Consider the following 12,047-nt stretch of genomic DNA (forward strand, 5'->3'; position numbering starts at 1 on the left):
ACGGCGAGGCGCACTCGTTCCTGCGCTGGCGCGCCTCGCCGTACCGGATGGATGCGTGTACAACAGATGACGCAGGCGCCCGCCTGCGTTTGCGCCTGGGTCCCCCGTTTTGCCCACATTGCGCACACGGGGTATCATCACGACCTCATCGGTAATACATCAACACCCCCCAATACGATCCGGACACCTCGCGTGAAGCGCAGGTGAGCATCGGCGCGCGCCTTCGCAGGCCGCCGCGTTCGATGCAGATCGACATCTCAAGCTTGCAGGAAAGGTCATGAAACGAGATTTGGCGGGGTGGGTGTTGTCTACGCGGTCGTCGGGGGACGCCGCCGCAGCCGTGCGAGCGGCGGCATGAGCGCCGCGCTTCTTCGCATGCGCCGCGTGGGCCCGCTTGCCGCGCGCATCGCCGGCGCGATTTTCGGCGGCTATGCGCTGGGCGCTCTCGCGAGCGTGGCCGCGCTTGCGCTGCCGATGAGTGCACCGCAAGGCGTCATCACGGGCATGCTCGCGAGCTTCATTTTTTACGCGGGTGCGGTGATCTGGGTGTTTCTCGCGCGTAGCGCGCGGCGTGCGTGGGCCGGTCTGCTGCTCGCGGTGCTGCCGCTCGCGCTGGCGGCATGGTGGGCTTCGTCGCCGGTTGCGCACGCAACGTCTGCGGCATCCACTGTAGCGTCGGCGGGAGGCGCGCAGCCATGAAGCACCCAGACAAACAACCGCAAGCGCGCGGCGTGCGCCAGAGCATGTCCGATCTCCATACGTGGGCCGGTCTGCTCGTCGGCTGGATTCTCTACGCGATGTTCCTGACCGGCACGGTCAGCTACTTCAAGGAGGAGATATCGCAATGGATGCGGCCCGAACTCGCGCATCAACAGATCACGCCCGACCCCGCCGCCGTCGCGCAGCGCGTGAATGACACGCTCGAAACGCTCGCGGCGGGCAGTCCGCAATGGAGCATGCAACTGCCGACCACGCGTAGCAATATCGCCAGTGCGTTCTGGCGCATGCCGGCTACGGCGTCTGGCAAGCGCGCCTTCGGCGAAGCGACGTTCGATCCCGCAACGGGCAACAAGGTAAGCGCGCGCGACACGCTGGGCGGCGAGTTCTTCTATCGCTTCCATTTCCAGTTCTATTACCTGCCGGTGATATGGGGACGCTGGCTGGCCGGCCTGTGCGCGATGTTCATGCTCGTGGCGATCGTGAGCGGCGTGATCACGCACAAGAAAATCTTCGTCGACTTCTTCACGTTCCGCTGGGGCAAGGGCCAGCGTTCCTGGCTCGATGCCCATAACGCGCTTTCGGTGTTCGGTCTGCCGTTCCACCTCATGATCACGTACACGGGCCTCGTCACGCTGATGACGATGTACATGCCATGGGGCGCGCAAACCGCGCTGAAGACCCCCGCGCAGCGCGAAGCACTCACCGCGCAGATGAGCGCATATATCCAGCCCGGCAAGCCGCTCGGCGTGAAAGCCCCGCTCGCACCGGTCGACGCGATGGTGCGCGAAGCGCAGGCGCGCTGGGGACGGGACAACGTGCTGCGCGTGACGGTGACGAACCCCGGCGACGCAAGCGCGCGCGTGGCGGTGGCGCGGGGCGAGGCGGCGCGCGTGTCGATGAGCCCGCAGTACCTGCTGTTCGATGGCGTGAGCGGCAAACTGCTCGCCGTGAAAGACAGCGTGGGCGGTGCGGCCGAAACACGCGGCGTGCTGTACGCGCTGCATATGGGACGCTTCAGCGACCTGCAGCTGCGCTGGCTGTATTTCATCGTGAGCCTGGCGGGCACGGCGATGGTCGGCACCGGGCTCGTGATGTGGACGGTGAAGCGCCGCCAGAAGCTGCCCGATCCCGAGCGGCCGTACTTCGGCTTTCGCTTCGTGGAGCGTCTGAATATCGCGAGCATCGCCGGCCTCTCTATTGCGATGACGGGCTATTTGTGGGCCAACCGACTGCTGCCCGTTTCGTTGATGCATCGGGCGGAAGCGGAAATCAACGCGTTCTTCGCAATCTGGGCAGCCACGCTGTTTTACGCGCTCGCTCGCCCCGCCAAACGCGCCTGGATCGAGTTGCTGTGGTTCGCGTCTGCGTTGCTGGCGTTGTTGCCGGTGCTCAATGCGTTGACGACGCAGCGCCCGCTTTGGCGCAGTCTCGCGAATGGCGACTGGGTCTATGCCGGTTTCGATCTGATGATGTGGGCGCTCGCCGCGCTGCACGCCGCACTCGCGATACGCACGGCGCGGCACCGGCCGAGTGCGAAGGCGGCCGGCAAGCGTCGCGTGAGTGCGCTTGCGGCGCAGGAGGACGCATGATGCCGATTTTCGCTTTGGTGTTGTGCGTACCTGCCTTTGCGTGCCTCGCGATGGCCATGGAGCGTCATCAGGAGACGCTGTTCAGCGCGCGATTGCCCGCCGTGCTTTCCCGCGTTCTGCGCTGTGTCGGATGGTGTGTGTTGCTCGCTGCGCTGTGGCTGGCCGTTGCGGGGAAGGGCTGGGCGTTGGGGCTCGTCTGGTATAGCGGCTGCACGAGTCTCGCGGCAGGCATCGTGTATGGACTCCTGATTGTTTATGCGCGACGAACAACGGTGCGGTGAGGGAAAGGCTTCGCGGAATTTGCAAACATACCGGCTTTAATGCTTTAGTTAAGCTGCGGTTACAGAGTGCTGGCCTTCATTCATGTCGCATTGGGTGTCTTGTGCCGACAACGGCACCAATTTCACGCAGGGGGTATTCCGAAGCAAGCGACTAACATAGGAATACCGATTACCCGGTGCGTGAAGGAGTTGCAAACATGAAAAAGCTTGCGCTTATGTTGCTTCCTGTTCCGCTCACCATGCTGGCGCCGGTCGCTCAAGCGCAAAGCAGCGTTACCCTTTACGGCGTGATCGACGAAGCCTTTCAGTTCGTCCACAACGCCGACGCTCAGGGCAACAATCTGTATCGGATGCAAGGTGGCAATCTGCAAGGGTCCCGCTGGGGCTTGAAGGGAACGGAAGATCTGGGCGGCGGCCTGAAAGCGATCTTCCAGCTGGAAAGCGGATTCGACATCAATAGCGGCAAGATGGGCAGCTACAACGGCAATACCTTGCTATTTGGCCGTCAAGCCTTCGTAGGATTGACGCACCAGCAGTATGGAACGCTGACACTGGGTCGCCAGTACGACCCGGTCGTCGACATGGTCCAGCCGCTTACCGCAGACAATTACTGGGGCAGCACTTTCACCACGCCGGGCGACGTCGACAACAACGACAACAGCTCTCGTACGAACAATGCGATCAAGTATCTCTCGCCGCAATTCGCGGGCTTCCAGGTCGAAGGCATGTATGCGTTCGGCGGCGTCGCGGGCGCGACGGGTTCGCAGCAGACCTGGTCGGCGGCGGCGAGCTATGTGACTGGCTCATTCAGCATCGCGGCGGGCTACGTCCGCATGACTAACGCAAATTCCACGATTCCTCGCACCGGCTGGACCAGCACTTCGGACGGCACCTTCGACGGCGGTTTCCAGAACCTCGCCTATGAAACCGCCAAGTGGGTCGGCATTGGTTCCGTTGCCCTGCAATACGTGGCCGGACCGTTTACGTTCGGCGGCCGGTATAGCAACGCGCAGTACAAGGCGGACTCGCAATCGCTTTTCCCGTCCAACCAGCGCTACAACGTCGCTGCCGGTTTCGTGAACTACGCGGTTACGCCTGCGTCGCTCATCGGTGTTGGCTATACGTGGACGCACAGCGCGGGCGACACCTCGGCGACCTATAACCAGGTCTCGCTGGGCGGCGACTACAACCTCTCCAAGCGTACCGACGTGTACCTCGTCGGCGCGTGGCAGCACGCCAACGGCACGCAGCGCGTACCGACCGCGACGGGTTCCATCCTGACCACCGCGGTCGCTTCCGTGGCGGACTATGGGCTGAACGGCAGCTCGAGTTCGCAAATCATGGTGAGCCTCGGCATCCGCCACAAGTTCTGATTCACCGCAGCCTCTCTTCTGCGCCCGCCGCACTGCATGGCCGTTCCGGCCGTGCATCGGCGGGCGCGTCATGCTGCCTGCCAGCCGCAGTGGCTGACGGTAGGACCATGGTCTGATTGTCTTCGCCGTGCCGCTCCCACATCATTGAACTGACCACTGCGCCGGTCGCACGGCGCGGTGTTTGCCCCGCATTCGGGCGTCGTGCCGATGGCACGACTGTCATTGTCCAATCTCCCGCCGATAGCAGCAGGCGTAATCGGCGCGATCTCGCACGCGCTCAAGGAGTTGATATGGATACCTATATAAATCGTCGGACCGGCGCCCTGTGCGCCGCCGTGCTGCTTTTGATGAGCGCCGCGCAGGCAACGCCTATTGCGTATCCCGCGAAGGGGCAGAGCGCGCAGCAACAGCATTCGGACGAATCGGCATGCTACTCGTGGGCGAAGAGCAACACGGGTATCGACCCGAAACAGGTTGCGTCGACGCCACCGCCGCCTTCGGGCCCGGCCGTGGGCGGTGGCCAGCGTGTCCAGGGCGCGGCGCGTGGCGCGGCGGGCGGCGCGGTGATCGGCGCGATTACCGGCGACGCGGGCAAGGGCGCGGCAGTCGGCGCGGCGGCCGGCACGATGGTGGGCGGCTCGCGCGCGCGGCAGGAGCGGCGTGCCCAGCAGGCGAACGCCCAGCAACAGCAGCAGGGCGCGATTGACACGTTCAACCGCGCGTTTGCCGCGTGCATGCAAGGGCGCGGTTATACGGTGCAGTAGCGCGCCGTGCATGGAGTGGCTCGAGGCGGCGTAAGACCAAGGTCCGATTTGTCCAGTGCGCCGCGTCTGACACTATGTAATTCAGCGATGAGCAACGCTTAGCAACGATGTGCGAGCAACGTCTCATTCTCGCGTGACGTTCGATCCGCATGCGTGAGTGCCGTGTCCGGGCTGTCTAAACCCAATGGAGGACAACAATGAAGCGACGGATTTTTGTGCTTACGGCGGCGGCCGCGGCTGGGCTGGCTGCAGCGGGTTGCAGCACGACCACGAGCAGTGGGACGAGCGGCGCGACCGACGCGGCGAAACGCCAGGAGATCGATGCGGCCGTGGACGGCACGATGTCCCGGTTGTTCTCGACTGTTCCGGGCTCGCAGGAACTCGTTTCGAAGTCGCAAGGCGTGCTGGTGTTTCCTTCGGTCGGCAAGGCGGCGTTCATTATTGGCGGCTCATATGGCCAGGGTGCGCTGCGCGTAGGCGGATCGACGGTCGGGTACTACAGCACGGCGGCCGCTTCGTTCGGCTTGCAGGCTGGGGTTCAGTCCACTGCCGTGATCTTTCTCTTCATGACGCAGGACTCGCTCGACAAGTTCCGCAACTCGAAGGGCTGGTCGGTTGGCGGCGACGTTGCCGTTGCGCTCGTCAAGGTCGGTGCGAATGGGCAGATCGACACGAGAACCGCGACGGCGCCGGTTCAGGCGATCGTGATGACCAATACGGGCATCATGGCCGATGCGTCGGTAGCTGGCACGAAGGTGACGAAGCTCGATCTGTAACAGGAGGTCGCGATGTCGTACCTCAAATGGGTTGTTTCAGCAGCCTTCGTGGCCGCGGCGCAGCTTGCCGCGGCCCAGGGCCAGACGACGGCTAACGTGACGCACGAGCCGGGCAAGGCAACCGTCACTGGCATGCACAAGGTGACGGCGACCGTCACGAAGATCGACGCCGATACCCGCACCGTCACGCTCAAGCGTCACGACGGCAAGCTGGTCGAAGCCGAGCTGGGACCGGAAGTCAGAAACTTCGATCAGCTAAAGGTCGGCGATGTCGTGACGATGACCTATAAGGAATCGCTCACGCTGAGCCTGAAGAAGGGCGGCGGCGGCGAGACCTCGGTACAGGAAACGCCACAGGTCGAGCGCGCGGCTGCCGGCGAGAAGCCCGGCGGCATGGTCGGGCGTGAGGTGAAAGTCACGGCCAATGTCGTATCGGTCGACACTAAAACGCAAATGGTCACCTTGATGGGACCCGAAGGGGGGACGATGGACCTGCGGGTCGAGGATCCCCAGCAGCTTGCCAGCGTGCAGGTCGGCGATCAGGTCGAGGCAGTGTATACGGAAGCGTTCGCCGTATCCGTCAAGCCTGCACAACACCACAAGTAGTCGCGCATGGGGCAGCCGCTTGCGCTCAGGATGCCGGTCGGCGCGCACGGCGGCGCGTGGCTGGCTGTCCTCATCGGTAACCGAACGCTGGGTCAAATGAACAACGTGACACGATCCGTGGCCGTCGTCGACGACGAGGAGTCGGTCGGGCGAGCAATCCAGCGCCTGTTGAAGTCGGTCGGCATCGACTCCGACGTGTACACGAGCGGCGAGGCATTTCTCGACGCGCTGGCGGCTGCGGCACCGGACGCGCCGACGTGCGTGGTCCTCGATATCCAGATGCCCGGCATCAACGGTATCGAGGTGCAGCGCCGGCTGGGGGGCACCGGCATCCAGTGCATCGTCATAACGGCGCACGACGATGCGCGCGTGCGCGAGCAGGCACAGGCAGCCGGTGCGGTAGCGTACCTGCGCAAGCCCTTCGACGACTCCGCGCTCATAGGCGCGGTCCATGCGGTGCTCGGCGTGCCGCCGCCACGCTGACGCCCCGCATGCCGAATCGGTACAGCGACGATGAATCGACCACGCCACGACCGGATTCAGGGAGGCCCCGCGATGAAGCGCGGCGAGCTTCTTGTTTGCCACGACTGCGATCTCATGCAGCGCGGCGCACCTTGTCCGCCGGGCGGCACGCTGCGCTGCCTGCGCTGCAACGCCGAACTGGAGCGGGATCTTCCGGAAAGCCTCGGGCGTGCGCTCGCATTCGCGCTGGGCGCGCTCGTGCTGTTCGTCATTTCCAACCTGTATCCGATCGTCGGGCTTTCGGTGAACGGCAATCTCGTGCGCACGACGCTGTGGCACGCGGTCGAGATTCTCTATCTCGACGGCATGTGGCCCATCGCGGCGCTGGTGTTCGCCACGACGATCCTCATGCCGGGCATGCAGGTCGTGTGCCTGCTCGCGCTCCTCGTACCGCTTGCGCTCGGCCGCGCGCCCTGGCAGGCGCCGCTCCTGTTTCGCGTGATGTACACCGCTCGGCCCTGGGGCATGACCGAGGTGCTGATACTCGGCCTGCTGGTTGCGCTCGTGAAGCTGTCCCATATCGCAACGGTCGTGACGGGCGTGGCATTGTGGTCGTTTGGCGCGTTGATGCTGGTGCTCGCGGGCGCGAGCGCGGCATTCGACGCAAGGCAGTTCTGGTCGCGCGTGGCGCGCGCGACGCAGCCGGCCAACGCGGTCAACGTGGCCGGCGCGCCTGGCGTCACAGCGAGCCTCGCGCCTGGCGAAGAGGCCGGAGCACGAGGCGAGCGCGCGGAAGGCCCGCTCACGGGCGCCGCGTGCGGCATCGCGCGCTGCCATGTGTGCGGGCTGCTCGCGCGAATGCCGGCGGCGGCGCATGCGGCGACGTGCCCGCGCTGCGGCAGCGCGCTGCATATGCGCAAGGTCGCGAGCCTGTCGCGCACGTGGGCGCTTCTGGTCGCGGCGATCGTGCTGTATGTGCCTGCGAACGTGCTGCCCGTTATGGACACGAGTTCTCTGTTCGGCACGCAGAAGGACACAATCATGAGCGGCGTGGTGTATCTGTGGGTGTCGGGTTCCTGGCCGCTCGCGCTGCTCGTGTTCATTGCCAGTATTGCCGTGCCCATGCTGAAGATTCTCGGGCTTTCGTATCTGACGTGGACCACGCAGCGCCGCTGGACATGGCTGCCCGAGCAGCGCACACGCATCTACCGGCTGATCGAGCTGGTCGGCCGCTGGTCGATGCTCGATATCTACGTCATCACGATGCTCGTCGCGCTGGTGCAGTTCAACGCGCTCGCCACGATCAAGGCGGGGCCCGCCGCGATTGCCTTCGGCGCCGTCGTGATCCTCACCATGTTCGCCGCGAACATGTTCGACCCGCGTCTCATCTGGGATGCGATGGAGCGCGAAAATGGCAGCGCCCGGTAACGACAATTCCTTGCCGGACCTGCCCGAGGCGAAGCCGGTGCGCGGCTCGCGCTGGCGCATGCAGATCGTCTGGCTCGTGCCGATCGTCGCGGTGCTCATTGGCGGCTGGCTTGCCGCCAAGGCGATCATCGAGGAAGGGCCGACCATCACGATCAGCTTCAAGACCGGCGACGGCCTCGAGGCCGGCAAGACGAAGATCAAGTACAAGGACGTCGATATCGGCGTGGTGAAGGCAGTCACGCTCTCGCCCGATCACAAGCGTGTGATCGCGACGGGCGAACTCGTGAAAGATGCGGCGAGCATGCTCGTCGACAACACGCGTTTTTGGGTCGTGCGCCCGCGCATTTCGGGCGGCACGGTTTCGGGCCTGAGCACGCTGCTCTCGGGTTCGTATGTCGGCATGGATGAGGGCAACTCCAGCAAGATGCGCCACGACTTCGTGGGGCTCGAAGTGCCACCAGTGATCCCGAGCGACATACCGGGACGCGAATTCGTGCTGCACAGCGGGAACATGGGCTCGCTCGATGTCGGCTCGCCGGTGTTCTTCCGTCGTCTTCAGGTCGGACAGATCGCTTCCTATGAAATGGACCCGAACGGCAAGGGCGTGACGCTGCGCGTGTTCGTGAACGCGCCCTACGACCGGTTCGTGCGCAGCGATACGCGCTTCTGGCACGCGAGCGGGCTCGACGTCTCGCTCAGCCCCGACGGCGTGCAGATCAACACGCAATCCGTGGTGTCGATGCTGATCGGCGGCGTGGCGTTCGAAACGCCCGACGACGACGACAGTGGATCGCCCGAGGCCGACGCCAACTCGAAGTTCGAGCTTTACGCCACGCACGCCGACTCGATGAAGGTGCATGACCGCATTGTCGACACCTACGTCGTGACCTTCTACGACTCCGTGCGCGGGCTCACCGTGGGCGCGCCGGTCGATTTCCGCGGCGTCGTGATCGGCGAGGTAACACGCATCTACACGCGTTTCGACCCGGTGAAGAAGCAGTTCAGCATTCCTGTTGAAATCAACCTGTATCCGGAACGTTTTACGTCGCGCTTCGAGAAAGGCCAGCCGTCCGGTCGCCTCACTTCGCAGCCGCGCCAGCTGGCCGAGTTCCTCGTCGCAAGCGGCTTCCGGTTCCAGCTGCGCTCCGGTAATCCGCTCACGGGACAGCTCTACGTCGCCTTTGACGTCTTCCCGGACGCTGCGAAGGCGAAGATCGACTGGTCGAGAACGCCGCCCGAGATGCCGACGGTGCCGCGCACGCTGCAGTCGCTGCAGGATTCGCTCACGCGGCTGCTCGCGAAGCTCAACGGCATCCCGTTCGAGGCGATCGGCGCGAATGCGCAGCGCACGCTGAAGAGCGCGAACGACGTGATGGCGAAGCTCGGCACCGACGTCGTGCCGCAGGCGCACGACACGCTTTCGGCGGCGCAATCGACGCTCAACTCGGCCACTGACGCCTTGCAGCCCGACTCGCAGCTGCAGCAGAACACGAGCGACGCCATGCGTGAACTGGCCCGTACCGCCGCTTCCGTGCGCATGCTCACTGATTATCTCGAGCGCCATCCCGAGGCCGTCGTACAGGGCAAACCTGGAGGCAAGCAGTGAACCGCCGCAACCTGATCCTGCCTACCGTTCTCGCCGCTGCGATGACGTGGCTCGCCGGCTGCTCCTCGCCGTCGCCCACGTTCTATGCGCTGCGCTCCGCCGACGATGCGACCGCCGCGACGTCGAACGCGTCGCCCGCCGTGCCAACGGGCGCTGCCGCGCTCGATGTTATCGTCGGTCCCGTGACCGTGCCCGACATGGTGGACCGGCCGCAAATCGTCACGCGCAATCCGGACAACACGATCCAGATGAACGAGTTCGCGCGCTGGGCCACGCCGCTCAAACTGGACGTCGGGCGCGTCGTTGCCGCGGACCTGGCGCAGCGGCTCGGTACGGCGCACGTCTCGACGTTCGATGGCGCGTCTACTCCGCCGGTCTGGCGCGTTCGCGTGGATATCACACGCATCGACAGCGTACTGGGAGACTCGGTGACGATCGATGCGCAATGGGTGGTGCGCCCGCCTGGTCACCAGGCGCTGACGCTCGGGCACACGGTGGCGCACGAACAGGTGACGAGCCAGGACTACGGCGCGCTCGTCGACGCGCACGATCGCGCACTCGCCACCATCAGCGCGGACATTGCCGCCGCGATTCGCGCGGACCATGCAACAGTTGGCAGTGCGACGGAGTGAGCGCGGCACGCGGGATCTCATGATGACGTTGCGTTGTGCGTTGCTCGCACTGACTGCGGCGCTGGCGTTGGCGGGCCACGATGCGGCGGGAAGCGTGCCGCGCACCGAGGACACGCCGGCGGGACTCTTCGCGGTGCTCGATTACGTTGTCTCACCCGCCGAGCCGGCATCCGCGCAGAGCGCGGTTGCGCTGCGCGAGGCCGGCGTGGAGCAGGAGACGATCAAGGCGCGCATCGTCGAAGCCTGGTTCTACCGCCTGCGTGCGGACCCGGCCGTGGCGGTCGCCGTGCCCGGCGGCGTGGCGGGCCTCGAAGCGCGGCTGCGCGACGACGCGGCCCGCGAGCGCCTGATCCGCGGTGGCATCGCGCGCCTGATTCCGCAAGACCGGTTGGCGTACCTCACGCTGCTCGCGAAATACATGGGCCGCGCGGCGCGCGGTAATTGCCAGGGCATGGCGAGTGTGCAGGACATTGCTCAGGGCATTTCGATCGGCAGCATGAGCGATGCCGACACGGCCGAATACTTCTCGTTGCTTTATCGCGTGGTGATCCGTTCCGTGCTCGCCGCGCCGGTTACGCTGCCCACGCCCATGGCATACGAGCGGGCGTTGCGGCATCTCGACGATGCGGTCAACGCGGCCCTCGCCGGCGATCCGCAATCCGTGGCGCGGCTCGAGCGCGTCACGAACGGCGGGCCGGGCGCCACGATGGCCGACATCTGCTGGGCGAGCGCGGTGCTCATGCGCTCGACGGCGGCGATGAGCGCACCCGATCGCGACGCACTACTGCTCTACATGCTCGGAGAAGACGCGCCGGAGCGAGTACCTGCCCCCGAGCCCGCGCATGCGCCCTGACGCACAGTGGCGCTGCGTCGGAGTTACCTGTCAAGGCGAAGCCTTCGTCCAGCCCGGGCCCGGATCGAAGGACGTCATCGCTTCGGCTTTCGCCGCACCGTCCGGGCCGAGATCGCGCTCGTAGACCTGGCCGTCGTGGCTCACCATGAAGGTCTTGATACCGGTGTCGCCGTACCGCACCGGCCACGCAACGACGCCGAATCCGCCGAACAGCTTGTTGTCGACCATGTAGTTATACGCGCCGCCCGGCGCGTGCGGTCCCTGCGAGGTCAGCAGCTTGTAGTGGTAGCCGTAGTAACCCGCATTTTCGGCATTGCGCGCGCCGGCCTTGAGGAAAGCCACGCCGAGCGGACTCGGCTCGGCGTCGGGGCCGGTCGGCCAGTACAGGCCGTCGTGTTTGCCCGGCGAACTCGCGAGCTTGCTGGCGTAGACCAGCATGTCGCTGCCGTCGTGATAGGTCTGCGCATATTCGCGTTGCGCGTCGTAGACCGCGAGCATCGTCTGCATCACGGCAAGCTCGTTGCGGCCAATGCGGCGCACGCGCATTTCCTCGACACCGGCGTGCGTGTCGAAGTGCCAGCCGTGAGCGGTCTTGACGATCGGGACCGGAAAGGTCCAGCCGTCGTCGCCAACGGCGATCATCGCGTGATTTTCATCGGTATCCTGAATGGTGTGCGAGGTCTGCCATTCGCTGAGGAATTTGTCCCGGATCTCCGCGCCGACCGGTGGTATGAGCTGGCGGAAATCCGCGCCGAAGAGCGTGCGCAGTTCCGCCTCGTCGTTGCCGGCCACGGCGTCGCCGAACGCGGTCATCGCCGCATCGGGTGTAGCGAAGGTGCTTTGCCCGGCAGCCGCGCAAGGCCGCGGCGCGTACGCGAGGAGTGCTATCGCGATCGCCGCCGCAACCGCTGCCGATGCAGCCGGACGGAGAAACTCATGTCTGTTCATGGCCGTTCT

The 12,047-nt window shown here is 65.2% G+C and carries 13 protein-coding genes; 12 read left to right on the forward strand and 1 reads right to left on the reverse strand.

What is annotated here, in order from left to right; translation table 11 throughout:
- Positions 1 to 354 precede the first annotated feature (354 nt).
- From E1N52_RS12190 to E1N52_RS12245, 12 genes are all read left to right on the forward strand, one after another.
- Positions 355 to 699 (forward strand): DUF3649 domain-containing protein, encoded by a 345-nt coding sequence (locus E1N52_RS12190; protein WP_133183045.1) that lies wholly within the window; start codon positions 355 to 357, stop codon positions 697 to 699.
- Positions 696 to 2,309 (forward strand): PepSY-associated TM helix domain-containing protein, encoded by a 1,614-nt coding sequence (locus tag E1N52_RS12195; RefSeq protein WP_133183046.1) that lies wholly within the window; start codon positions 696 to 698, stop codon positions 2,307 to 2,309. Before E1N52_RS12190 ends, E1N52_RS12195 begins: the two co-directional genes overlap by 4 nt.
- Complete coding sequence (locus E1N52_RS12200) at positions 2,306 to 2,590, forward strand: DUF3325 domain-containing protein (RefSeq protein WP_133183047.1); 285 nt, start codon at positions 2,306 to 2,308, stop codon at positions 2,588 to 2,590. The genes E1N52_RS12195 and E1N52_RS12200 overlap by 4 nt, the downstream gene beginning before the upstream one ends.
- A gap of 197 nt (positions 2,591 to 2,787) precedes the next feature.
- Positions 2,788 to 3,963, forward strand: a complete 1,176-nt coding sequence (locus tag E1N52_RS12205; RefSeq protein ID WP_133183048.1) for a porin — start codon at positions 2,788 to 2,790, stop codon at positions 3,961 to 3,963.
- A gap of 347 nt (positions 3,964 to 4,310) precedes the next feature.
- A complete protein-coding gene (locus E1N52_RS12210) occupies positions 4,311 to 4,727 on the forward strand; it encodes a YMGG-like glycine zipper-containing protein (RefSeq protein WP_425468049.1) in 417 nt (138 codons plus the stop codon).
- Positions 4,728 to 4,924: 197 nt separating this feature from the next.
- Positions 4,925 to 5,503: a BPSL1445 family SYLF domain-containing lipoprotein gene (locus E1N52_RS12215; protein WP_069263122.1), complete on the forward strand. Its 579-nt coding sequence runs from the start codon at positions 4,925 to 4,927 to the stop codon at positions 5,501 to 5,503.
- Between the two features lie 12 nt (positions 5,504 to 5,515).
- Positions 5,516 to 6,109 (forward strand): hypothetical protein, encoded by a 594-nt coding sequence (locus tag E1N52_RS12220; protein WP_133183050.1) that lies wholly within the window; start codon positions 5,516 to 5,518, stop codon positions 6,107 to 6,109.
- 96 nt (positions 6,110 to 6,205) lie between these two features.
- The gene (locus tag E1N52_RS12225) at positions 6,206 to 6,592 is read left to right on the forward strand and encodes a response regulator transcription factor (protein WP_133183246.1); all 387 of its coding nucleotides are present in this window, start codon (positions 6,206 to 6,208) and stop codon (positions 6,590 to 6,592) included.
- Between the two features lie 72 nt (positions 6,593 to 6,664).
- A complete protein-coding gene (locus tag E1N52_RS12230; protein WP_133183247.1) occupies positions 6,665 to 7,999 on the forward strand; it encodes a paraquat-inducible protein A in 1,335 nt (444 codons plus the stop codon).
- Entirely contained in the window at positions 7,983 to 9,605 is a 1,623-nt protein-coding gene (locus E1N52_RS12235) for a PqiB family protein (protein WP_133183051.1), read from the forward strand. The genes E1N52_RS12230 and E1N52_RS12235 overlap by 17 nt, the downstream gene beginning before the upstream one ends.
- The gene (locus E1N52_RS12240) at positions 9,602 to 10,237 is read left to right on the forward strand and encodes a PqiC family protein (RefSeq protein WP_246089038.1); all 636 of its coding nucleotides are present in this window, start codon (positions 9,602 to 9,604) and stop codon (positions 10,235 to 10,237) included. Before E1N52_RS12235 ends, E1N52_RS12240 begins: the two co-directional genes overlap by 4 nt.
- A gap of 19 nt (positions 10,238 to 10,256) precedes the next feature.
- Positions 10,257 to 11,090 (forward strand): hypothetical protein, encoded by an 834-nt coding sequence (locus tag E1N52_RS12245; RefSeq protein ID WP_133183052.1) that lies wholly within the window; start codon positions 10,257 to 10,259, stop codon positions 11,088 to 11,090.
- 30 nt (positions 11,091 to 11,120) lie between these two features.
- Here E1N52_RS12245 and E1N52_RS12250 read toward each other — a convergent pair whose 3' ends face one another.
- Positions 11,121 to 12,038 (reverse strand): DUF2950 domain-containing protein, encoded by a 918-nt coding sequence (locus E1N52_RS12250; RefSeq protein ID WP_133183053.1) that lies wholly within the window; start codon positions 12,036 to 12,038, stop codon positions 11,121 to 11,123.
- Positions 12,039 to 12,047 lie beyond the last annotated feature (9 nt).

This window comes from Paraburkholderia guartelaensis (genome assembly GCF_004353905.1).
Lineage (GTDB): Bacteria > Pseudomonadota > Gammaproteobacteria > Burkholderiales > Burkholderiaceae > Paraburkholderia > Paraburkholderia guartelaensis.